A 23,327-nucleotide genomic window follows, 5' to 3' on the forward strand; every position below is an offset into this window, starting at 1 on the left:
ACTCAAAAGGCGCTAAAATGACAGCGCCTTTTTTAACGCCAATAATTGACTGTCACTGTATGGTTGAGCCGGGTGCAAACCCCAAACCGGTTTAGGCCAAGCGACGTCATGTGTATAACGCGCAATATGATGCACATGTAGTTGCGGTACCATATTACCCAATGCAGCAACATTGAGTTTATCTGGCGTGAAAACCGCCATTAAAAGCTCACTTAGTTGCTTTGACTCCTGCCAAAATTGGCTCTGCTGCGTTTCTGTCAAATCAATGATTTCCCGCGCACCTTCAACTTGAGGCACAAGAATAAACCAAGGGTATTGACTATCATTCATCAATAATACTTTGCACAGCGGCCATGACGCTAACTCTATACAATCTCTCTGTAATTCAGGGGCAAGTTCAAATGCCATGTATTCTACTCCGATAAAAAAGCAGATACCCAGTATCTGCTTTATATTCATTGATCAACACGATCATGGTGTTGTCTTAAGAACACTCGTCCTTATAAACAATAGCGAGCAAATAAGCTGCTTACAGTTGCGGCTGTTGGCTTACCATGCTGCCAATCACCGTTTTCCACACCGCTACCAGCAATATCCATATGTACATATGGTAAAGGTAGCTCAGAATCGCAGCCATGTTTGTCCAAACCACCTACAATGGCTAAAAATGCCATTGGGAACTGGTGGCCTCGCGCTGTTACCGCTGAAGGTGCATTGTTACTAGAGAGTACATCATCAGCTAAAGTGCGCGGCTGTACAAAGTCATAATCTTCTCTGCGACTGCGAGAAACTTCCGCACAATCAGCCCAGACATCTCCTTTATCAGCAATCAAGCGCGATACTGAATTTGCACGTGCCGGACCATTTTCAACAAATGCACTGTATGGACCCATTGCCCTTGCTGCATGGCCGGTAAGTGTGGCAACTGTGAATAATTCAGGGTTTACCTCTGATTTCGCTAAGTCTTTCATCTCGCTGAGTAAATCCCCCATTGCTAAACGTCCTTCAGCATCGGTGTTACCAATACGTACACGTACACCTTCGCGGGTTTCGATAATTTCATCGGGAACAAAGCAATCAGAGCCAATAGAATTTCTCACAACGGCTAGGTAAGCAATCACCTTCACACCTTTTGGTTGATACTCGGCCACTGACTTCATAAACCCAGCAACAGATGCTGCACCGCCTTTGTCACGACTCATACCAGCCATAAAACCGCCCACTTTTAAGTCTGCGCCGCCTGTATCGTAAACAAGACCCTTACCTACAAACATTAAAGTGCGCTCGATATCGCCTTCAGGTATATATTCCATTTTAACAACACGCGGGTGATGGCGCTCCACGGCATACGACGCGCGCGCAACCGTGCTCAACATTGGATATTCTTTATCTATAGCAGCGATGTCAGAAATGACTTCTACCTTAACCGAGGTATTTTCAAACAAAGATACACAATAGTCAGCAAAACGAGGAGGAGCCATACGCTCAGGCTCTGTACCACATAAATCACGCGCCGCATACTGACCCGCTGCAATCGCATTAATCTGTGAACAAAGCGCATCTTCAGCGCCAACTAAGTAAACACTTTCTACCGGCTCGATTTGCGCTCCACGATACTCTCGCGCTTCTAAAGGCTGCCAAAGTGCCTGACACATTCCCAAAAATGCAACCTGTAAGGCATTTTGATAACGTTCATCACTCGGGACACCTGCCAACACCACGACGGGTTTTACAGCACCAGCAGCTTTGGCTTGTGCAATGGCCGCTTGACCAGCAGCGAAGAAACGACGCACATCATCGTAATCACGATTTAGAGGTCCGGTCGGCGCTAAAATTAAACGTTGACCCGGAACTTGAGGCGCCAACAAGACATTTGCCTGTGTTGCCAAACGTGCATCTACGGCCAAATAAGGCGCAGCTGCCTCATTGAGCTGTTTATCGCCTAAATCACTTACATCTGAAGTAATGACGATTAAGGCATCAGCGTCACTTTGTTGCCAATTTGATGCTGGCAATGAGAGAGGAAAAGACATAAAAAGGCCCTTGTTCTTGTAATTTAAGGGCCAATTATCGGTTATTTATTTGCAAGAGCCAAGTTAGCTTGTCGATTCTTCACTGTCCGTAGCTGCTTCCGCTGTACTTTTCAGTTTACTGACCACACTCCATGCTTCTAACATCACCAATACACTCACGACTAATACGATGATATCTAATCCAACTAGTAGCCAATTGCCCTTTTCGTAGTATTCTCCCAATTTAATCAAGCCCGCGAAAAATGCCATTAAGATCACAAATATCATGGGGATAAGCGTAAATTTGGCTGGTCGGCCCAACTTGATTAGATAAACAGAGATCACCAACAGGGTTAGGCTTGCCAAAATTTGGTTAGTCGAGCCAAACAACGGCCAAATTATCATGCCCCCACTACCAGAGGCTCCGCCGGCACCAAATGCAAGTAATAAGCAACATCCCACAGCAACTAAGGTGGCGACAATGCCATTTTTTAGTACTGGTAACTTATAGATATCACCCCACTCTTGGATGATATAACGCTGTAAACGCACACCTGAGTCCATAGTCGTGCCCGCAAACAAAACGACCATAACAGCTAATAAAGTTGATGCGATTTCAGCGGATAGTCCCCACCCGGTGCTGATCAAGTTAGATCCGCCTTGAATAAATGCGCCAACAGAACCTGCACCGAGGTGACTGTATATTTCGTGCATTCTTCAGGCGATACCGCCAACATAACCCCGCTCACAGCCACTAAAGTAATAAGCGCCAACGAACCTTCACCAACAGCACCCAAATACCCGACAAAACGACCATCGGTTTCTTTATTTAACTGCTTTGAGCTGGTGCCTGACGATACGATGCCATGGAAACCAGAGACAGCGCCACACGCAATCGTGACAAAGAGCAATGGAATAATGCTTGGCGTGTCGATAGCCGTTTGCGTATTAAATGCTGGTGCCGTTATATCTGGCATCACAACAAAAACCGCACCGTAGAGCAATACCAGCCCAACCAGCAATTGCATGCCATTAATAAAGTCTCGAGGTTGTAATAACATCCAAACAGGTAACAAAGACGCAACTGCCGCATAAACAAATAAGATTAATATCCAGCTGGCTTTATCTGTCAATCCAAATACCTCGCTGGGAAGCGCAATAGGCATGCCACTGCCTGCATAAATTGTTGCATACAGCACCACAACACCCACTAAGCACAATGGGATCAGTGGCACTCTTCGTTTTAACAACTGGCCAATGATCAAAGCAACCACTATTGCCGACCAAGCAGGGAAAACAGCATTGGGGTTGGCAACAAACGAATTCGCGATCACAACACCAAAAACCGCATTTACCATTAAGAGTACTAAAAATACCACAATCATAAAGAGCGAACGGGTGCGCTTGCCAATGACAGTTTCAGATAATGCCCCCATTGACTTACCCTTATGGCGAGCACTAGCCCAAAGTGCGCCCATATCATGGACACCAGCAAAAAAGATGGTACCAATTACCACCCAAAGTACAGCAGGAACCCAGCCCCAATAGACTGCGATAGCAGGGCCAACTATGGGCGCAGCACCAGCCACAGAAGTAAAATGATGACCCCACAACACCACTTTATTGGTTGGAACATAATCAACCCCATCATTAAGTTCATGGGCAGGTGTGACGAAGTTATCGTCCATTTTGAAAATTTTGGTTGCGATAAACTTAGAGTATACAAACCAGCCAAATAGCATACCCAAAATACCGAACAACACTATCATGATCGATTGCACGAGATGTCCTCTGTGTTATTTTTGTATTAACATTACTCTAACACGGAAACATGTAATTTCAGTTATATTTTAGTCGCACGCCCCCTAACAGCTGTAAAGTTTGTCTTGTGATCTCAATTAAATAGGCCCATTTGTACCTGATTACTCGGCGCATCACCCAAACCAATTTGCACCCCCACCAGCCGCACAGGTTTATTGCCATAGCGCGCCACAGCCTGCTCTAATAAAGTACACAAAATATCTTTATCTATGTGGTGACATTGACATTCCTTGGTGGTTTGAGAAAAATCGTAAAACTTTACCTTAACCCCCAACTTGGTAAATTCACGCTCTGCTTGATATCTAGCACTTCTACGGGTAAGTTCGGGGATGAGTTTGTCACATAAAATAGACTTTAACTGCGCTAAATCTTTAATGTCCTTCTCAAACGTTGTTTCAACCCCTACCGACTTGCGTACTCGCTCTGCCTCTACGCCTCGGTCATCAACACCTTGGCAGCGCCGCCACAAAACCCTGCCAAATTTCCCGAAGCGCGTAGCCATTTCATCTTGGCTCAGTGCTTTGATATCACGGCCTGTAACAAGTCCACATGCCAGTAACTTTTCATGTGTCACTTTTCCAACCCCAGGGATCTTTCTCAGCGGCAACTCATCGATAAAGTCATCTACTTGAGTGGGTGTGATCACACATTGTCCATTGGGCTTATTTTCGTCACTGGCGATTTTGGCTAAAAACTTGATTGGTGCAACACCGGCTGACGCTGTCAGCCCAGTTTCATTATAAATATCGGTACGGATCTGCTGCGCAATCAAGGTGGCACTGCCTTGACAAACCTCACAGTCAGTAACGTCTAAGTAGGCTTCATCCAAAGACAAAGGCTCAATCAAATGGGTGTAGCGAGAAAATATTTGCCGGATTTGTTGAGACACTTCTTTGTATACCTGCATGCGACCCGGAACAATGACCAATTGAGGGCAAAGTTGTTTAGCCTTGTAGTTAGACATAGCAGATCGCACCCCAAACTCTCGTGCAATATAATTCGCGGTACTTAACACCCCACGATGGCTATTTCCACCTATCGCCATGGGTACTTTAGCGAGTGCGGGGTTATCACGCATTTCTACCGCTGCATAAAAACAATCCATATCAATATGGATAAATTTTCTCACCGACGCGCCCTCACAAAATACTGTTTACTTATACAGTATAGTGGCAGTTTTCTAGTTATTTGTCTATTGCTTCAATAGCTACAATTTATGAACTCGCCTTTTTATGTCAGGAGCAGGCATTGACGCATAGCAGTACATAATAAACGCATACAGTGCAATATTCTGAAGGAGCAGAACAAGCGCAACAAAGTAGTCTCTAAAATAGAGTTTGATATAGGGGGTGTCTATTAACCAATACTTATAACAAAGAATCTCAATCCAAGTTATAAAATTCACAATTGCAGCCAATGTGAAGAGCCGCAATAAAAAAGATTCATAAACAGTCAGTTTCTTGCGCATTGCAACAGTTAAGAAAAACCCCCTGCGGGTTTTTTGATATATAAAAAATGCAATGTAGCGTCGCAAAAGTATCGGCAACATAAATACAAGGCATATAAAGGCTTCAAAGATATAGAAGTGCGTTTTCCAAGATATGGTTACTTGATAACAAGCAAAACTAATGCATGTAAGTATGGAATAGCTGATAACTAACCACCGTGCGAATGGGTTCCTCCAGCCAATGACTAGCCCTAAGAAAAGTACAACAAACCCTAAATTATCAATTACAACAAAGAAAATATGATTATCCACTTCCCAATAAACCTAACATCGTTTACTTCCAAAAACTTAGGTACAATAATTTATCAATCAGATACATTCAATCATTTGTTTACAATAAAGGCACAGCCGCTAACTTTAATAACCCACTGTAAACAAACCTCAGCAGAATAAGTAGAAATGCTCTACACTGCTGTTAGTGAATTTGTATGTATCTAACGACTACATCTTAGCTGTTTAAACCTGTTCGATTTTGCAAGGAGTATCTATGAAGTACAGCCAATTAGGCCACTCATCACTAAAGGTTTCACGAGTTTGTTTAGGAAGTATGACTTGGGGGTTGCAAAACAATCAGCACGATGCTGATGAGCAAATCAACTACGCGCTGAGTCAGGGGATCAACTTTATAGACACCGCAGAGATGTACGCAGTACCCCCTTCACCAGATACCTATGGTAAAACCGAATTGATCATCGGTGACTGGATCAAACGCCATGAAGAAAAACGACAAGAAGTTATTTTGGCAACAAAAATAGCGGGCGCGGGACTCGGTTGGATTAGAGAGGGAAAACCTATCGATAAAAGTGCAGTCATCAACGCTGTTGAACAATCGCTACAACGACTGCAAACAGATTATATAGACGTGTACCAATTACATTGGCCAAATCGCACATCACCGCATTTTGGTAAACACTGGCACGGTATGTTAGACCTACACGCCGTCAGCAAAGCACAACAGCTCGACGAAATGAGTAATATCCTTGAAGCCTTAAAACTATGTCAAGATCAAGGAAAAATTCGTCATTGGGGGCTTTCTAATGAAACCCCATGGGGGATCAATACTTACTTACACTTGTGTGAGCAACACGGTATAGAACGACCAGTATCCATTCAAAATGAATTCAATTTACTTCACGAGAAAGACTGGCCCTACTTACTAGAAAATTGCGTCAATGAAGACATCGCCTATTTACCTTGGTCTCCTTTGGCTGGTGGATTGCTATCAGGCAAATACTTAGGTGGTGCGAGGCCTGAAGGCAGCCGATGGACCTTAATGCAACGCAATGGACTGTTCAGAGATACACAGTATTCACAACAAGCTACCGCTGCATATCAAGAAGTTGCGCATGAACACCATCTAAGCACTGCACAACTTGCTTTGGCATGGTGTGATCAGGTAGATGGCGTTACTTCAACCATCATTGGGGCGACCTCAATGGCACAACTAAAAGAAAACATAATTGCTTTTGACAAACCACTTCCACCAGAAGCGTTGGCAGAAATAGACACCATTTTAAAAACTTACCCTGTTCCATTCTAAGCTTACCCACAGATTAGAGTGCAAATATGATAAACTCGGCATATTTGCACTCTCAAATGACGACGTATTTATGAAACAACTCAACCGCGAGCCTATTGTGCCCCTACCTGGCAGCCACTTTGTTAGACATGCCGTGCGGGCAATCGTAATCAGAGGAGAAGAAATTTTACTTCTCTATACAGCGCGATATGACGACTATACACTGCCTGGTGGTGGAGTCGACGAAGGTGAAGAGATTGAAGTCGCATTAAGCAGGGAACTACTAGAAGAAACCGGTGCCCAGTCAATAACCCACATTTCGCCATTTGGTATATACGAAGAGTATCAAAGTTGGTACAAACCAGATTTTGACAATGTACATATTATCTCACACTGCTTTATCGTCGATATTTGCGGCTCTTTCACTGAGCCTCAAATGGAATCCTACGAGCAAGCAAATGGTATGCGACCGGTTTGGTTACCGATCAAAGATGCAATTTTGCACAACCGTGAAACACTGGCTAATAGCGACAAAAAAGGACAATCTATTTATAGAGAGCTGGCGATATTAGAAACTGTTGCAAAAGAGGTTATAGGCCTGAATTTTGACTGATTAAACGCTTCCCCCTGTTATCGCAACATACAGGGGAAAACGCCCTCGATTGGAAAAGAATTCACTACAGTAAAAAACGCTTTATTTGCCAGAAGCACTTGTAAAGCCTGCTTTGAAAATGAAATTGGTGGCACAATACCGACTCGCCCCTTTAAACCCCACCGCATCATCACTGGATGAACAATCGAACAAATAGGATACCCCTCTACCGTACTCCTTCAAGATATAATTTCCGATCCTCTAAATTACAGCGATACAAAGCGTCCAAACCTCACAGCAAAAGTCATATGAACATAGTCACCGTGCTTCCAAATGGCCAATGATGTCGCTAATACAGTAACACCTGACGAAACTTCCAATATTAGGGTTTCACTTGGGAATTAATGTAATAAAAATGTAAAACAAACACGTGTTACGCAGCCATGAATAAGTGGTTGGACAAATAATTTCAATAAATTTCACTGCGTATTGGTAATTTTATAATTCTGTTCTAAGTTTTGATGATAGGAATATCAAAGCTAAGGAGTAGACTATGACCATTCGTCACACTTTCATTTTACTTTCTTCTCTTGTCATGATTGCACTGTTTTGTATGGTGGGCGTGCTTTGGTATGAAACAACTCACATCGCCAATTTGGGGCAAAGACTGGCAACCAGCAAAGAGATCAGCAACGACCTTTTGATGCTAAGACGCCATGAGAAAGATTTTTTACTTCGCAAACAGCAAAAGTACGTCGACAAGTTCGATGCCCGAATTAAACAAATGCGCAATAATATGACGGTTTTAAGTGGTCAGCTCCCCAGCCACTTGCAACAGGCTTTGGTGGTGGCTGAAAAAGATCTGAGTAACTACGAGTTAAACCTACGAAACTTGGTCGCGCTAGATAAAAAAATAGGTCTCTCACCGAACCAAGGGCTGCGCGGTGAATTTAATCACGCCGAAATCGCCCTACACGAATCCCTGACCAATATTGGCGATATTACCGCGATGAGCAAAGCATTGCGATTAGTGTTACTTGAAAATGACTTCCAAACAAACCTCGATATGTCTACTAAAAACGAAGTCACTCAGCAGTTAGCCGTCATGAAGGTTTACTTTTCAGATCAATTTAGCGCAGGGCAAAATGACCTGACGCTGTTTGAAAATACTGCGCGAGCGCTTACTGTAGCGCTGGTAGAACGCGGTCTCGATGCCAATTCGGGCTTGCGTGGAGAGTTGCGTTCGAGCATTCACAAAGTAGAAGGCACTATGAATAAGCTCTCTGGTGATATAGAGATGGGGATCAGCAATGAACTTATTTCTGCGCAAAACCAAGGCATGATGTTAGCTGGAGTACTCACAGCAATAATTGCAGGGCTATTGCTTTGGAAGGGGTCGCATATTGTCAGAAGATTAAAAGCGGCCAATGCAAATATGGCAACCATTAGTCATGGCGAAGGGGATTTAACCCATCATATCAATTTGACTGGCCGTGATGAGGTGACGGAGTTTGCCGGGTCAGTCAATCAGTTTATAGATACAACCGCAGACATCGTTAGAGAAATTAAGCATACAGGCGAGACAGTCGAACATGGTGCACACCAATCCGTCGAGGTGACAAAACGCTCCCAACAAGCAATTGAAGAGCAAAAAAACAATACACATGCGGTTAAAGTTGCAGTTAGTGAACTGGTACAGGCAGTGTCACTTATCGCAGAAAATAGTGTGGCTGTGCAAAACAACGTCAATGATGCAGATGAAAACATGGCCCGAGGCTCCGATATCATGCATAGAGCCCACCATAACATGTCTGAACTAACCGGACATATCAATGAAAACAGTAAACTGATGCATCAGCTTTCTTCAGCGAGCAGCGAAATTGAAAGTGTCACATCTGTTATTCGTGGGATCACTGAGCAAACAAACTTACTGGCATTAAATGCCGCAATAGAAGCCGCCCGCGCCGGTGAAAGTGGACGGGGGTTTGCAGTGGTAGCTGACGAGGTTCGTACACTGGCCAAACGCACCCAAAACTCAACAGTAGAAATTGAACGCATGATCCATGGCTTACAAAGCCTTGTACACGACTCTGAGCAAGCCATGCAAACCAGTTTAGAGCTAAGCGAACAGATGTATGAAGGAATTACAGAAGCACAGCAAAGCATGGACGATAACAAACACGCCATGGATAAAATACGCGACATGGTGATTCAAATAGCTGGGGCGACAGAAGAGCAAATGGCGACAGTTCAGGGCGTTGAAAATGCCGCCGCAAACATTTCAGTATCAGCTGAGCAGCTTTACGTCGACTCTTGCCAAAACTGTAAAAATTGCGAAGCGCTGGAATATGACGCACATAAGATGCAAGAAGATGTTTCCAGATTTAAAGTCTAATCTAGCTACTCACCTCTAAACCTCAAAAGCGCTTTTGTTTTTCGCAAAAGTGCTTTTGAGATCAAAGTAAAACACTTATCTGCTCGAAATCTCATCCAAACATGTTACAGTCATGATCCGGCACATAATTTGGTATTGGTAAATCAAAGGAGTACGCATGAGTGTGAGACGTATAGGCCAGTTTTTTAACCCTAAATCGGTGGCTGTTATTGGTGCTTCCAACAACCCAAATCGTGCTGGTAATGTCGTAATGAAAAACCTATTACAAGGTGGCTTTAAAGGGCCAATTATGCCAGTCACCCCAAAATATACTGCGGTGCATGGCGTACTCGCCTATCAAGATATCGAGTGCCTACCCTGCATACCTGACTTAGCCATAATTTGCACTAACAAAAATACGCTATGTAAACTAATTCAAGAGCTAGGCACCAGAGGTTGTAAACATGCCATTATCGTTGCTGCTGGTTTAAGTAATTCCGAAAAACACACGTTGTACAGTGCCGCGCAGCAGGCTGAAGTGACACTTTTGGGAAGTAACAGTTTAGGGTTGATCCTGCCGCACATCGGACTCAATGCAAGCTTTTCTCATACTGTCGCCTCACCTGGTAAACTCGCTTTTGTATCTCAATCAGCTGCGGTTTGCTCAACGATTTTAGATTGGGCTCAAACAAAACACATTGGCTTTTCTCACTTTATTTCTGTAGGGGATTGCCTCGACATTGATTTCGACGAACTGCTCGATTACTTGGCCAGAGACAGCAAAACATCAGCGATTTTACTTTACATAGACAATATCAAAGACGTGCGCAGATTTATATCCGCCGCACGAGCAGCCGCTTTTAATAAACCCGTCATCGCCATAAAAACCGGCCGCACAATCGCTGGCGCCCGAGCCGCCTATCATCATACCGGAGGGAAAACTTCCGATGACGCAGTGTACGACGCGATGTTTCAACGTGCAGGCATGCTTAGAGTAAATGATTTAAGAGAGCTATTTGCGGCCACTCAAACACTCGCGTTGCATCCAAAATTGCTTAAGGTGGAGCAACTCACCATACTAACAAATGGCGGCGGTCCGGGGATCATGGCCGTTGACACCCTGTTAATGCGATCAGGAAAGCTCGCTAAACTCAGTGAAAAAACTATCGGCGCTCTCAATGAGATCGTGCCTCAATCCTCGCAAACGGACAACCCAGTCGACATTTTTGGTGACTCGTCACCTAAACGGTATCAGCGTGCGTTAGAAGTGCTTTTAAAGGCTGATGAGGTGAAGAACTTATTGATTATTCATACACCGTCAGCACTTGCGCCAAGCTCGGCCTATGCCAAAATCATTGCTCAAACACTCGAAAAAATTCCCAAAATGGCAAGGCCCTTTGTCATGACTAACTTTATGGGCGAGGAAGCCGCCCGCTCAGCAAGAGATATTTGTGTACTGAGTAACATACCGACCTATCGCACCCCTGAGGGCGCGGTTAGTGCATTTATGCATCTAATTACGTATCGCAGAAACCAAAAGCATTTGACCCAAACACCTGAATCTATCATCCAAGATGAACTTATCAATAGTAAGGCAGCTAAGCTGCAAATCAATGGGTATTTGCGTACCAACCATCGATATCTATCGACCCACTCGGCTAGCCAGATCCTCTCTTGCTATGGCATTGATTGTATTCATACCGAAGTTGCACTTACGCCCAGCGAAGCAAAAGAGCAAGCTGAAGAGATAGGATTCCCCGTTGCATTAAAACTGATCAGCTCCGCTATCCCTTCTAAATCTGAAGTGGGCGGTGTCGTACTCAATTTGAATGATGGTAATGAAGTCGAGCAAACTGCTTTTTCAATGCTACTGCGGATCAAAAAAACCTACCCAGACGCTGAGATTGAAGGGTTTTCTCTACAAAAAATGGCATCCAGAGCTGGCACTCAGGAACTGCGCATTGCAATAAAAACAGAGCCTGATGTAGGGCCTGTTATCTTGTTAGGTGAAGCGGGAACAGGGTTGAACTTCTCTCAAGCTGCCGTCGCGCTCCCGCCATTAAACATGAATCTAGCAAAATACTTAATCGCCGCAGCCCATGATAAAGGTGTGTTAAAAGAGCGCACACTGCCCGACAAAGTCGACAAGTATCGCTTATGTGCCCTTCTCACTAGAGTGTCGCAAATGATTGTTGAGCAACCGGATATTCAAAATCTGGAGCTCAACCCTATTTTGGCAAGCTCAGGTCAATTTCTAGTGCTGGATGCCCAGATAGGACTCTCGCCTTATCAGCCCAAAGCACACCGTAAGCGTTTAGCAATTAAGCCATACCCCAAAGAGTTAGAGCGAGTATTAACACTAAAGAATGGCCAAGAAGTGACTCTTAGACCGATTAAACCAGAGGATGAACGCAATCATCAAGAGTTTGACCAATCGCTCACCAAAGAGGACAGATACAATCGTTTTTTTGGTCAATTACCCCAATTTACTCACGACCAGCTCGCGAAAATGACACAAATAGACTACGACCGCGAAATGGCCTTTATCATTAGCGAGCGCTATAAAAGCGCATTTCGTACGCTAGGTGTTTCTAGGGTTTTAATGGATCCAGATAATATCCAAGCTGAATTTTCTGTCATTGTACGCTCTGATTCACAAGGCCTTGGTTTAGGTAAATTATTGATGAATGCGGCGATAGATTACTGTAGAGAAAAAGGGGTCGAAAGTATTGAGGGGATCACACTATTTGAAAATACTGGCATGATCAATTTGGCCAAGCACCTTGGCTTCAATGTGAAACGAGACTTTGAAGAAGGTGCAGCTATTATGACTTTACCACTTCAAAATAACAGTTAGTGATTGAAAAGCATGAGTTTAACACTGAGACAAAAAACGGCAGCAATACTAGAAGGCAGTGGAAAATATCGGAAAATAGCCCACAGCTTAGATATTTTTTTAATCGCACTCATTATTTTTAATGTGGTCGCTATCGTTCTAGAGTCAGTGCCTGAACTCGCTAAACAGTATTACCTCGCGTTTTTTTATATTGAGGTCATCTCCGTGGGCATTTTTTGTGTTGAATATTTGCTTCGACTGTGGTGCTGTGTTGATAAACTCAATTTCAAAGATGATACAAAAAGTCACTTTATAATTCGCTTACGCTATATTCGCTCTCCTTTGGCTGTCATAGACTTAGTCGCCATATTGCCGACTTTACTCATGGTGTTTTTTACTTTCGATCTACGGTTCTTGCGTGTAGTACGGTTGATGCGCATTTTTAAGCTCACACGCTACTCACGTGCTATGCAACTACTTTTAGCTGCTTTTAAGGAAGAAGCCAGCTCACTCATGGCAGCATTTTTTATTATGTCATTAGTACTGATCGTCGCGTCGTGCGGTATTTACTTAATTGAGCATGATGTCCAACCTGAAAAATTTGGATCAATTCCAGCTGCAATGTGGTGGGCTATGGCGACGTTGACCACCGTTGGTTATGGAGATGTAGTGCCCATTACGCCTCTTGGGCGATTTTTTGGCGGAGTGATTACTTTGCTCAGTATGGGCATGGTTGCGATCCCAACCGGACTGCTCGCATCAAGTTTTGCTGACCAGCTGCGCAAGCGCCGCGATGCATTTCATGAAGCCGTATTACACGCCTTGGTTGACGGAAAGCTCGATGACGCAGAAGCAGAGCATCTCGAAGCTCTGCGAGTGGAGTTGGGCCTTAGCGCAACAGAGGCTCATCAAGCGATTAAGTTGATGACCTCTGAGCGCTCCCACAGTCTTTACTGTAGACACTGCGGAGAAAAGCTCTAACTATCAAACATTTCTTGCCAAGTGTTCTCCATTAAATGTGCGATCATATCGCCAGGTAAAGGCGGACTAAATAAAAAGCCTTGAAAACGCTCACAGCCTAGCATGCGGAGAAACCTCAATTGCTCGATGTTTTCTACATCTTGTGCAACGCAGTACTTGCCCAAGCTATGCGCAAGAGACAAGGTGGAGTGAATAATGCTCTCGTGATCCTTGTTTTTACCAATATCGACGATGAATCCACCATCAATCTTCAAGGTACTCACCGGGAATTGGGTAAGATACATCAAAGAAGAGTACCCAGTACCAAAGTCATCCATATATAAACGACAACCAAGTGTTTTGAGCAAGTGCATACGCTCAATGGAGTCGGCGACATTTTCCATCATCACCGATTCCGATATTTCGAACACCAAACAACTCGCGGGTAAATTGGTTTTCTCAAGTGCATGCTGCACCTGCTGGACCAAACCATCATAGTGCAAAGCCTGCGCCGATAGATTGACGGATATATAGAGATCTGGCCAAGTTAAATGCCACACTTTTAGCTCTATCAAAGCCCGTTCTATCGTTTGCAATATCAAATCAATACCCAACCCTGTTTTCTCAGCAGCCGTCGAAAACTCTTGTGCACTCACACTGCTATCATCGGGCCAGTGCAACAACACTTCAAAACCTTCGATATGACCTCGGGTCGCATTGAGTATCGGCTGATAATAATTGCACAACAATTCATCTTTGTGGATTGCGTTTAAGCGCCGCTCGATTTCAATATGCCGTTTTGCTTGTTGATTGATATCTTGGTGGTAATATTGAAAGTAACTAATTGGACTCTTTTTAGCATGGCTTAGCGCAATTTCTGCTGCCTGGTTGAGCTCAAAAGCATCTGATGCGTCATTCGGAAAGAGTGCAATTCCGACAAATACATCTATATCAACTTCCTGTTCATGGACTCGAATACCCTCTTCAAACCGAGCCATCAGGCAATGTACGTACTGGGTCACAGCATCAACTGAGTCCAAGTGCTCCATCAAGATATAAAAGTCTTTTTCTTGGCCAATTGCTAAACTATCAACTTCTCTAAAACAACATTGCAGTGTTGTCGCAGCCTGTTGAATAATGGCTAATACAAAGTCCTCACCAAATGTATCAGCCAAACGCTGCAGTCTTCCAAATTTTATCGCCAATATTGCCAAGGAGTGATCCGCCCCTCCGATTTGCTCTATTCCATGTTGCACCCTGTCCATAAATAACACTTTGTTGGGCAGTTTAGTCAGTGCATCATAATTGGCTAATTGGTAAAGCTCTTTTTCTGTGCGCTTCTGTTTGCTGATGTCAGTGAGGACAATGATATAATTTTGCCCCAATGTTGCTGTGATCTTGACCAGTACATGCCTTACCTCACCGCTCGGCAAGCGTAAAACCTCTTCAGCACTATGATACTCTTCTTCAGACAACTTACTCATGGTGCGCAGATAATGCATCCTGACATGACGCTCTAAACCTAGACTCACACTGGTACTGGATAAAGGATTGGCTTCGACGGAAAACGCATCCTGAAGCGCTTTGTTGCATGCTAATATACGAAAACGCTTATCGAAAATCATAACCCAGTCTCGGGTTTGCTCGAACGCCTCGCCAAAGAGTGCTGCACGCTCTTCAAATACCCGTTCGCGAGTTAAGTTTGTGTAAGTACCAGCAACGCGCATAGGAACAGCCTCTCGCCACGCCATAACTTTGCCGTAATCTTTGTACCAACGCCATTGTCCTACGCGATTTCTAAGACGGTATGTGCAATCAATATAGCCCTTCGCGGTAGAGACAAACTCTAGCCACTCGATTCGAAAAAGCGCACGATCTTGTGGGTGGATCAATTCTAAATAGTCATCTAGATTGATGTAGTCGTTTTTGTATCCAAGTTCATTTACCAGTCTGGGCTGGTAGACCAAATTTGAACCAGATTGCCAATCCCATACACCTGAGTTACTGCCTTCTAATGCCATTTTAAGGCGCGTTTCACTATTTCTGGTCTCCTTATGGGCCTCCATTAGTAATTGCGCGACTCTATTTTTCCTATGCACCCATAGAGCGAATAGACCACTGGCTAATATTAAGTAACAGGCTAGCGCCACCGGTGAACGCCAAATTGGATATTTAACGCGAATATTAAGCTCCGCTGGCTGAGTATAATCACCTGTCAGTGGATCTTTAGCCCACACTTTGAGACGGTAAGAACCAGGGTTTAGTTTTGGGAATACAACACGGTTACTATTGCGACTTAAAATTCTTTGTTCGCCGGAAAGCTGGTATTCATAAACAATGCGTTCTTGCGCAGTAAAAGCCATTGCAGAAAATGACACTTCCAACCCAATATCATCGTGATTCAAATCAATGGAAGAAAACGATTTTAATCCTGCGGGTTTGAGATCTCGTGACATTAAATCGACATTGGTAATATTGACACGGGTCAAAAGAGGACGATTAGGGCGGTTAACTTCGGGATCAAATATCGTGATCCCCTGCAATGAACCATAAGCAATATGACCATTCGCTAATTTTGCCGATGAGCCACTATTAAATTCATTGCTCATCAAGCCATCATTGATGGTAAACCCTTGGAGATGAAAATTATCAGGATCTAGCCGCCATATCCCTTGATGAGAGGACATCCAAATCATACCAGCTTTATCTTGTTGCATTTCATATAAGATGAAATTGGTCACCGACAGTGAGTCAGCAGGCAGTGGCAGTGGTTTATACCCATCAGCAGTCAGTCGAACTAGCCCATGAGTAGCAAATGATAGCCAAAGCACGTTATTTTTATCAATGGTATAACTTAGCAGATCAACAGCCGACTGTTTGTGCGCTTTTGGTACCTGATAGATCTGAGTCAACTTGTGCAGTGTATGATTGTATCTAAATAGCCGCCCCTCGCTATAAAACACCGGCTCAGATGGGTGACTTGAAAGCGGTTCGAAAAAACCATAGCTTAAGAAGGGATCAAACTGCGCAAAGCTCGACCCCAGAGGCTCTAAAATACCATTATTCATATTGAACAAATAAAAGCCTGAATTCCCATCGACAAAATAAAGCAATCCAGGCTCAACTAACACGGCGCCTTTAACAAACCCTGCTAGCACTTCCGTTGACTCTAGGTTTTGTGCACTTGGACGCGAAACAGTCTCTGTTTTGGGATCAAAAACAAACAGACCTCGGTTACTGATAAGCCACAATTTATCTTGGTATGGGAACAATTCAAATATCGAGAATTCGGGTAAAAAGCTCTCGCCCATATAGCCTTGAAGGAGTGGTGTTGCTTCTCGTGTTTGCGGATCATATCGCGTTAAACCATCTCTTGTGGCAGCCCAAATATACCCTTGAAACTCCACAATTCCCCACACTGCACCATGAGAAAACTCACCATAAATCGAATCATTTTGTACGTTATCAAAAATATGATTATCTGGCGGCAAATAAAATGCGCCATCAGTACGGGTAGCAGCCCAGACTCCACCATTTTGGTCTTCATTTAAATGAATAATGCTGCTATCTGATATCGAAAATCGACTTTGCGTCAGACGTTTATCCGGTTCAATAAGGCCTGTTTGAGGGTCAAAACGCATTAATCCTTTGTCTGTACCAAGCAATAGATATGCTTGCTGCTTTAACATATGCCAAATATTAAACTCTTCCAGTACCGTTTTATATGCTGGTGTTGCCTCAAAATCTCTTTGTAGCTCACCTATATCCAATTCGTATAAACCAAGAACTGCACCGACAAGCAAAGTTGAGTCATCCAGTAATAATAGTGATTTAGTATTGAGCTGAAATGGGTGCTCAGGATCATCGATATGTGTTAGTGGCTTTAGCCTTGCACTTGGAATATGGTAGGCAAATAATTGTTCGGTCGTTGCAATATACAAAATATCTTCAAACTGCAATAGCCCGCGCACAAGACTGCGCTCGGTCATACCAGGAATAGGGATGACTTCGGTGATCTCTCCCGTTTCTTTGTTCAATACTGATACATTCTTAGTGCGCCCCAGCCACAATTCATTAGGGCCTTTTTCAAGCATTTGAAAAACACTATTTTGGATGTAGTCAAGTTCAGAAGCTGGCGCTTTTATATACTGTCTATAATGATCTTTTTCTGGGTGATAGCTAAATAACCCAGCTCGGCCCGAGGCTATCCAAATTTTACCTGTTGGGTCTTGATAAATCCGGTCGATTTGCATTTTATCAAGGGCTTTATTTGGGCCCATGACTTCAAGCACCTGATAACCATCATAGCGATTTAACCCCCCTTCAGTAGACAGCCACAAATAGCCCTTTTTATCAAAGAGCAGCGTATTAACATAGCTTTGTGATAAACCTTCTGCGGGAGAAATGCGAGATACTTGTGCGGTACACACTGCGCTAAAAATGATAATCAAAAAAGTGACGATATACTTCATGTGTGAACAGTCCTTTGAAAACACATTGCGATAATTTCTCTGCCTTGATTCGTGTAATTCACAAACTTTTCCTGCAAGACTGTAGGTAAAGTCAGTTGATCAATTTCAACAAAATTGAGTTGTGAGTACAAAGGTGCAACAGTGCGATAGGCAAAGGTGTAAACACATTCTTGCGATTCAATCGCACAGAGCAGCAAGCGCTTCGCAACACCTTGTCCTCGATAAGCTGAAGCGACAAAAACGGTAGACAAAAAAGCATATTGTTCCACCTGTTGAATTCTACAGGCTGCAATCAACTCTGATGATTTAGTAACCCATACCGTGTCTTGTTTGGTTGCCCTTCCACGTACTCTGTTAGCCTGATAAAACTTATTAACCAATGGCGTTTGAATTTCAGGCAAACGATAACAACTCAACTGCATAACTAAACTAACATAAGTCCCAAGTATTGCTCAAATTTCGCCTTTAGTGTGTCACGTTCCGATAAAGGGCGACTATTGATAGCATCATAAATTGCTTCTCGCGTATTCTTGCCGCGTTTAATCTGATACGCCCAAAAAGACGCTTCATATTCCAGTTGAACTTGATACTTTTCGGCTCGGGAGAGGTTACACAGGTTATATGACATCGTACTGTACAATTATTGAAAATTATAAAAACAGTGTATCATATATGTACTAGACAGCGGCAGTCTTGAATTACAAAGTTAATTGTTGCAGGGTAATCAATTCGACTTTTATTGGACCGAAGCAAGACGCTCAATGAAAACTGCATTTTAGGGGAAATATGTGGGAAATATCAAAATATTATGGATACTTTTATTATCGCAATGCACTTTGTCTCACGCACAAACACTTTACTTCAATCGCCCTGCAGATACCCCACAAGCTCGCTATGTAATAGAACTTTTGAGTTTGGCGTATAAAGACATAGGCCATAAGCTAGAATTAATTGATTTTGACAGACAAAGTGCGTTGATCGCAGCCAACGAAGGTGAGCTGGATGGACAGCTCGGGCGGATCGCTGGCGTAACAGATAGTTATGCCAACTTGTTGTACGTAGACTTTCCACTTTACTCCTTCAATCTACAGCTAATAAGCCATTGTACAACTTGCTCATTCAATCAGATAGAATCTATGGTGGTACAAAGTGGCTATTTAGTCGTTTATCAGTACATGATGGAACAAAGTTATAAAGGCGAACTCATTGAAGTTAAAAGCAGTGCTGCTCAGCTCAACTTACTGATGCAAAAAAAAGTGCAAGGAGCACTTATTGTTGACTTTCACCTAAGAGAACACTTGCCATATATGGATATTGATACACTTAAAATTGATGACCTTATGACCATAGATAGCTTCCACTACCTTCACCAAAAACATAAAGCACTGATCCCTAAATTAAAGAATACATTAGAAAAACTAGAGAAAAAGGGGGTTATTGAGGTGCTCAAGGCTAAATATCGAATTTAAACAAATCATCTTGCTTATCTTGTGGTTCAGCCGAGTTATCAAGCTGTTGAGCATTCTTCTTTGCCATAATGCGCTTTTTGCGCCGTTGACATAAATCCACAACTATTCTTTTTTGATGCTCTGTCATCTGGTTCCAGCAAAAACGCTCTTCCCGGCTGCGAAAGCACCCTTTACAGTAACCGCGATTATTAACTTCACAGATCCCTTTACACGGACTAGGGATCGTAAATATCTCAATTTGTTCCATACTAAGGGTCAAAGATCAATCCTGTGCATTTAACGCCCACAATGATCTGATACTACCTAACTCGAGCACTTAATAAAATACTAGTTGAATTTTAGTAAACCGCCCACGACAGCGTTCAGACGCACTTTAATAGATTTCTTGCTATGTAAAGCAAGCCATACCTGATTCAGAGTATGTGCAGTACCATTTAAAAAATCAATTTCGCCCCATTTCGACTCCGATTTTTTTGCTCAAACATATATTTATGGGTACTCAACTCGGATTTAAGCGTCATCTGATGCTTGTCTATTTTCTTTTTCACTTGCAAATAGATGCACCTGCATGTACATTCCAAATTTACATGCACTTGCATCTATTTCCCAAGTTTAGCTGGTGTAGATGCAACTTTTCGAGGATTTATCATGAAATACGTGGCTCAAATTATGTTTGCTCTGTTTACTTTGTCTTACGCTTTGCAGATATCTGCAAAAGAAGCGAGCGTTCAAAAGTTATCAGATAACGTTTATTCAGTTTTTCTGTTCCATTATCAATCGTTAATTATAATAGGCGACAAGGGAGTACTGATCACAGATCCTGCTAATACACAGCGTGCGATCTTGCTCAAGTCGACTATCTCAAAGTTAACTCCATTACCAGTAACAAAAATCGTACTGTCACACGAACATTATGATCACGTAGGCGGCACAGAAGTATTTCCCAATGCGGAAATCTATGCACATCAAGCTACAAACTCAATTTTCCGCTTGGATGTGACAGGACAAGCTCCCAAAACAGTGCATCATTATGTTGGCGACAACACGAACCTGGTGGTAGGGGAAACAACTATCAACCTATTACACTTTGGTGCTGCTGATGGGGTAGGCATGATTGCTATACACTTGCCAAATGAGCAGGTTGTTTATTCGGCTGACTTGTATGAAGTTGACGCCATTACCCAAGGAGCATTCATTGCAGATACTAATTACTTAGGTGGCCGAAAACTGCTCAACGCATTGGTTTCCTTTGAGCCTAAATTCGCAATTACAGCTCATTCAAAAAGCATGGACCCCAAACACCTGCAAGTAGCAGCTGATTTTTACAATGACCTATTTAATGCAGTGGAGCCGGCCGTACAAGAAGCGATGAAAAAAGATGCTATCGCGACTATGGATATAGCCAATACGCTACCAAAGCAAGTGAAACTTCCAAAATACAAAGACCTACGAAACTACAATGACCTACCACAACATGTAGAGCGTATGGTGTATTCAGTTTTCCACGGTGGATAAATCACATATCAACACATAAACAACCATTGAAAATGTTGATCTATTTGTCACCGATGCTTGTTCACATAACTTTGAATGGCATTACCTTCAGTGGTACTAGTTCTTCAGATTTATCTGTGAGAACGGCACTTTTTCTAAAAATGAGGACACTCCGATGTTAAAAAATAAAGCGGCTTACCTGCTGTTCAGTTTTAGTCAGTCAGAAAATATGAAGGGGTTTGGCACTTATGCTCGAATAGCTGATGTTATTTTAAAGAAGTTTGGTGGTGAGTTGATCATTGCAGGAGCAAACGCTTCGAGCATCTCAACTTTCGAGGGCTGCTGGCCCGCTGAAACTGGGTTGAGCATGATCCAATTTCCCTCTCGCCAACATCTCGAAGACTTTTGGAATTGCACTGAATATCAAGAGATCATCGAAATGCGTACTAACATTCTCAAACCAAATTTTACCATTGGCTTTTCAAACAAATAGTTAGATACAAATGATAAATTCTAAATTGAGGTAAAAACATGATTGGATATGTAACACTCGGCACAAATGATTTGCAAAAAGGGGCCAAATTTTATGATGAATTACTGGCGAAGATTGGTGCAACAAGGTTTATGGAATTCGAGACCTTTATTTCTTGGTCAATAGATCCAGAAAAACCAAAGTTTTCCATTGCCAAACCTTTTGACGGTAACACAGCCACCATTGGAAATGGCGTTATGATCGCACTTGCTGTTGAAAACCCGCAACAAGTAGATATGTTGTACGCGAAAGCGTTAGAGTTGGGAGCAACCAATGAAGGGGCGCCAGGGCCCAGAGGAGATCACTTCTATGGCGCTTACTTCCGTGATTTAGATGGCAATAAGCTCAACTTTTTCTGCATGGTATAGCATAGGGGACGTAGAGCTAGCTTAGCTGACACAACAATATATCCTTTGTGGTGTCACCTAACTCTTGTAATTGAGCACGCCATTTTTCTTTGACCTACGCAACTTAGTTAACTCAACTAACAACTGTACACAATGGATCTTATTGGCGATAAAGCCGAGTTAAAAGCGTTTGGATTGTTCTGCACTCTTGTTCATTAAAGTTTTCACCGATAGTAGACTGAATGCCATTTGCATAAACTTCCCACATATCTTTACGAACCTCTTTACCTAGCTTTGTGATGATAACCTGATGACCTCGGCCATCCTTTGGTGATGGCACTCTTTCAACGTAACTAGCTTTTTCCATTCTAGCCAAAAGCCGAGATAGTCCATATTGCGGCAGCAACATCCCTTGTTCAATTTCAAAGGGTCTGAGTCCTTTTTCGCCGGCTTTGTCCAACTCCCACAAGACATCGTACCAAAAAAATGGGGGTAAGCCATTTTCCTTAAAAGACTTTTCTACATGATTGAGGGAATGCTCTTTCGCTCGCAGCAATGCTATCCATGCATCAACAACATATTCTTCTGGTTTTATCGACATAGACTTTACTTTTAACTATTTGCCTTCAATTCTACACTTCTACAATGAAATTTCGTGATATTAAGTCTGCTCCGTGATTGTTCACAAAGCACCTTTACCATGATGAAAATACAGATGTAGAACAAATAAGTGAATGTTTTACTAACTGACGTCTAGGAAGGTGAGTTCTACCCGCATCTATTAATCCTAACAAATGGAAAAGAGATGTTCTAATCATTTAAAAGCCATCAAATAACAACAGGCATTAAGAAAGGTTTCTATTATAGAATTAGCTAAAATTGATGAGAGGGTAAGAAGATGGTGCCGACTATCCGAGTCGAACGGATGACCTACTGATTACAAGTCAGTTGCTCTACCAACTGAGCTAAGTCGGCACTCAAAAAGAATGGTGCCCAGAGGCGGAATCGAACCACCGACACGAGGATTTTCAATCCTCTGCTCTACCGACTGAGCTATCTGGGCAAATAAATTTTCTTGTGTATCACGGCTCTACCGAATGAGCTATATGGAAAAATAATTTTCTGTGCGTATTAAAAACTCACTGGGGATTTTTAATACAATTCCAAACGGCTTAATAACGTAAACCATCTGCAATGCTAATATAAATAATTGGTGCCGACTATCCGAGTCGAACGGATGACCTACTGATTACAAGTCAGTTGCTCTACCAACTGAGCTAAGTCGGCACACTCAAATAATGGTGCCCAGAGGCGGAATCGAACCACCGACACGAGGATTTTCAATCCTCTGCTCTACCGACTGAGCTATCTGGGCAAATAAATTTTCTTGTG

17 protein-coding genes, 4 tRNA genes and 1 pseudogene are annotated in these 23,327 nt (G+C 42.9%); 9 read left to right on the forward strand and 13 right to left on the reverse strand.

Annotated features, from left to right (window positions below; translation table 11 throughout):
* Window positions 1–12 precede the first annotated feature (12 nt).
* The 4 genes and pseudogenes from MHN81_RS13500 to dinB form a co-directional block, all read right to left on the reverse strand.
* Complete coding sequence (locus MHN81_RS13500; RefSeq protein ID WP_239425959.1) at window positions 13–408, reverse strand: HIT domain-containing protein; 396 nt, start codon at window positions 406–408, stop codon at window positions 13–15.
* A gap of 92 nt (window positions 409–500) precedes the next feature.
* Window positions 501–2,033, reverse strand: coding sequence for a leucyl aminopeptidase family protein (locus MHN81_RS13505; protein ID WP_239425960.1), 1,533 nt, complete (start codon window positions 2,031–2,033; stop codon window positions 501–503).
* 63 nt (window positions 2,034–2,096) lie between these two features.
* Window positions 2,097–3,793: pseudogene (locus MHN81_RS13510) on the reverse strand (carbon starvation protein A).
* A gap of 113 nt (window positions 3,794–3,906) precedes the next feature.
* Complete coding sequence (gene dinB / locus MHN81_RS13515; RefSeq protein WP_239425961.1) at window positions 3,907–4,962, reverse strand: DNA polymerase IV; 1,056 nt, start codon at window positions 4,960–4,962, stop codon at window positions 3,907–3,909.
* A gap of 865 nt (window positions 4,963–5,827) precedes the next feature.
* On the opposite strand from dinB, the gene MHN81_RS13520 reads away from it, so the two are divergent.
* The 5 genes from MHN81_RS13520 to MHN81_RS13540 all read left to right on the forward strand — a co-directional run bounded on the left by MHN81_RS13520 (window position 5,828) and on the right by MHN81_RS13540 (window position 13,642).
* Window positions 5,828–6,880: an aldo/keto reductase gene (locus tag MHN81_RS13520; protein ID WP_023398504.1), complete on the forward strand. Its 1,053-nt coding sequence runs from the start codon at window positions 5,828–5,830 to the stop codon at window positions 6,878–6,880.
* A gap of 70 nt (window positions 6,881–6,950) precedes the next feature.
* A complete protein-coding gene (locus MHN81_RS13525; protein WP_239425962.1) occupies window positions 6,951–7,472 on the forward strand; it encodes an NUDIX domain-containing protein in 522 nt (173 codons plus the stop codon).
* 532 nt (window positions 7,473–8,004) lie between these two features.
* Complete coding sequence (locus tag MHN81_RS13530; protein ID WP_023398502.1) at window positions 8,005–9,846, forward strand: methyl-accepting chemotaxis protein; 1,842 nt, start codon at window positions 8,005–8,007, stop codon at window positions 9,844–9,846.
* 157 nt (window positions 9,847–10,003) lie between these two features.
* Window positions 10,004–12,682: a bifunctional acetate--CoA ligase family protein/GNAT family N-acetyltransferase gene (locus MHN81_RS13535; protein ID WP_023398501.1), complete on the forward strand. Its 2,679-nt coding sequence runs from the start codon at window positions 10,004–10,006 to the stop codon at window positions 12,680–12,682.
* 12 nt (window positions 12,683–12,694) lie between these two features.
* Entirely contained in the window at window positions 12,695–13,642 is a 948-nt protein-coding gene (locus tag MHN81_RS13540; protein ID WP_239425963.1) for an ion transporter, read from the forward strand.
* On the opposite strand, the gene MHN81_RS13545 is transcribed toward MHN81_RS13540, so the two are convergent.
* The 3 genes from MHN81_RS13545 to MHN81_RS13555 are packed head-to-tail and all read right to left on the reverse strand — an operon-like array spanning window position 13,639 to window position 18,721.
* The gene (locus tag MHN81_RS13545) at window positions 13,639–18,093 is read right to left on the reverse strand and encodes an EAL domain-containing protein (RefSeq protein ID WP_023398499.1); all 4,455 of its coding nucleotides are present in this window, start codon (window positions 18,091–18,093) and stop codon (window positions 13,639–13,641) included. The genes MHN81_RS13540 and MHN81_RS13545 overlap by 4 nt on opposite strands.
* Window positions 18,090–18,515, reverse strand: a complete 426-nt coding sequence (locus MHN81_RS13550; RefSeq protein WP_023398498.1) for a GNAT family N-acetyltransferase — start codon at window positions 18,513–18,515, stop codon at window positions 18,090–18,092. The genes MHN81_RS13545 and MHN81_RS13550 overlap by 4 nt, the downstream gene beginning before the upstream one ends.
* A gap of 2 nt (window positions 18,516–18,517) precedes the next feature.
* Window positions 18,518–18,721, reverse strand: coding sequence for a DUF3283 family protein (locus MHN81_RS13555; RefSeq protein ID WP_023398497.1), 204 nt, complete (start codon window positions 18,719–18,721; stop codon window positions 18,518–18,520).
* 160 nt (window positions 18,722–18,881) lie between these two features.
* On the opposite strand from MHN81_RS13555, the gene MHN81_RS13560 reads away from it, so the two are divergent.
* On the forward strand, window positions 18,882–19,562 hold the full coding sequence (locus MHN81_RS13560) for a hypothetical protein (RefSeq protein WP_023398496.1): 681 nt from the start codon (window positions 18,882–18,884) through the stop codon (window positions 19,560–19,562).
* Here MHN81_RS13560 and MHN81_RS13565 read toward each other — a convergent pair.
* A complete protein-coding gene (locus tag MHN81_RS13565; protein WP_080672569.1) occupies window positions 19,546–19,809 on the reverse strand; it encodes a DUF1289 domain-containing protein in 264 nt (87 codons plus the stop codon). The two genes, MHN81_RS13560 and MHN81_RS13565, sit on opposite strands and share 17 nt — an antisense overlap.
* A 401-nt stretch (window positions 19,810–20,210) precedes the next feature.
* On the opposite strand from MHN81_RS13565, the gene MHN81_RS13570 reads away from it, so the two are divergent.
* The 3 genes from MHN81_RS13570 to MHN81_RS13580 all read left to right on the forward strand — a co-directional run bounded on the left by MHN81_RS13570 (window position 20,211) and on the right by MHN81_RS13580 (window position 21,956).
* Window positions 20,211–21,077 (forward strand): MBL fold metallo-hydrolase, encoded by an 867-nt coding sequence (locus tag MHN81_RS13570; RefSeq protein WP_023398494.1) that lies wholly within the window; start codon window positions 20,211–20,213, stop codon window positions 21,075–21,077.
* 154 nt (window positions 21,078–21,231) lie between these two features.
* Window positions 21,232–21,549 carry a DUF1330 domain-containing protein gene (locus MHN81_RS13575; protein WP_023398493.1) on the forward strand — a complete coding sequence of 106 codons (318 nt, stop codon included), beginning with the start codon at window positions 21,232–21,234 and terminating at the stop codon, window positions 21,547–21,549.
* A 38-nt stretch (window positions 21,550–21,587) separates the two neighbouring features.
* Window positions 21,588–21,956 carry a VOC family protein gene (locus MHN81_RS13580; RefSeq protein WP_023398492.1) on the forward strand — a complete coding sequence of 123 codons (369 nt, stop codon included), beginning with the start codon at window positions 21,588–21,590 and terminating at the stop codon, window positions 21,954–21,956.
* 139 nt (window positions 21,957–22,095) lie between these two features.
* On the opposite strand, the gene MHN81_RS13585 is transcribed toward MHN81_RS13580, so the two are convergent.
* The 5 genes from MHN81_RS13585 to MHN81_RS13605 all read right to left on the reverse strand — a co-directional run bounded on the left by MHN81_RS13585 (window position 22,096) and on the right by MHN81_RS13605 (window position 23,310).
* Window positions 22,096–22,536 (reverse strand): helix-turn-helix domain-containing protein, encoded by a 441-nt coding sequence (locus MHN81_RS13585; protein ID WP_023398491.1) that lies wholly within the window; start codon window positions 22,534–22,536, stop codon window positions 22,096–22,098.
* Between the two features lie 298 nt (window positions 22,537–22,834).
* Window positions 22,835–22,910: transfer RNA gene (locus MHN81_RS13590), tRNA-Thr, on the reverse strand.
* Window positions 22,911–22,922: 12 nt separating this feature from the next.
* Window positions 22,923–22,998: transfer RNA gene (locus MHN81_RS13595), tRNA-Phe, on the reverse strand.
* A 148-nt stretch (window positions 22,999–23,146) separates the two neighbouring features.
* Window positions 23,147–23,222 (reverse strand) — tRNA-Thr (locus MHN81_RS13600).
* A 12-nt stretch (window positions 23,223–23,234) separates the two neighbouring features.
* Window positions 23,235–23,310 (reverse strand) — tRNA-Phe (locus MHN81_RS13605).
* Between the last annotated feature and the right edge of the window lie 17 nt (window positions 23,311–23,327).

The organism is Pseudoalteromonas sp. Of7M-16 (genome assembly GCF_022347805.1).
Classification (GTDB): Bacteria; Pseudomonadota; Gammaproteobacteria; order Enterobacterales; family Alteromonadaceae; genus Pseudoalteromonas; species Pseudoalteromonas luteoviolacea_F.

Excerpts from the sequence above, each read along its gene's own strand:
- MHN81_RS13525 (WP_239425962.1), top strand. The coding sequence starts at position 6,951 with ATGAAACAACTCAACCGCGAGCCTATTGTGCCCCTACCTGGCAGCCAC.
- MHN81_RS13505 (WP_239425960.1), bottom strand. The coding sequence starts at position 2,033 with ATGTCTTTTCCTCTCTCATTGCCAGCATCAAATTGGCAACAAAGTGAC.
- MHN81_RS13550 (WP_023398498.1), bottom strand. The coding sequence starts at position 18,515 with ATGCAGTTGAGTTGTTATCGTTTGCCTGAAATTCAAACGCCATTGGTT.
- MHN81_RS13500 (WP_239425959.1), bottom strand. The coding sequence starts at position 408 with ATGGCATTTGAACTTGCCCCTGAATTACAGAGAGATTGTATAGAGTTA.
- MHN81_RS13565 (WP_080672569.1), bottom strand. The coding sequence starts at position 19,809 with ATGGAACAAATTGAGATATTTACGATCCCTAGTCCGTGTAAAGGGATC.
- MHN81_RS13520 (WP_023398504.1), top strand. The coding sequence starts at position 5,828 with ATGAAGTACAGCCAATTAGGCCACTCATCACTAAAGGTTTCACGAGTT.
- MHN81_RS13555 (WP_023398497.1), bottom strand. The coding sequence starts at position 18,721 with ATGTCATATAACCTGTGTAACCTCTCCCGAGCCGAAAAGTATCAAGTT.
- MHN81_RS13535 (WP_023398501.1), top strand. The coding sequence starts at position 10,004 with ATGAGTGTGAGACGTATAGGCCAGTTTTTTAACCCTAAATCGGTGGCT.
- MHN81_RS13530 (WP_023398502.1), top strand. The coding sequence starts at position 8,005 with ATGACCATTCGTCACACTTTCATTTTACTTTCTTCTCTTGTCATGATT.
- MHN81_RS13545 (WP_023398499.1), bottom strand. The coding sequence starts at position 18,093 with ATGAAGTATATCGTCACTTTTTTGATTATCATTTTTAGCGCAGTGTGT.
- MHN81_RS13585 (WP_023398491.1), bottom strand. The coding sequence starts at position 22,536 with ATGTCGATAAAACCAGAAGAATATGTTGTTGATGCATGGATAGCATTG.
- MHN81_RS13580 (WP_023398492.1), top strand. The coding sequence starts at position 21,588 with ATGATTGGATATGTAACACTCGGCACAAATGATTTGCAAAAAGGGGCC.
- MHN81_RS13575 (WP_023398493.1), top strand. The coding sequence starts at position 21,232 with ATGTTAAAAAATAAAGCGGCTTACCTGCTGTTCAGTTTTAGTCAGTCA.
- MHN81_RS13570 (WP_023398494.1), top strand. The coding sequence starts at position 20,211 with ATGAAATACGTGGCTCAAATTATGTTTGCTCTGTTTACTTTGTCTTAC.
- MHN81_RS13540 (WP_239425963.1), top strand. The coding sequence starts at position 12,695 with ATGAGTTTAACACTGAGACAAAAAACGGCAGCAATACTAGAAGGCAGT.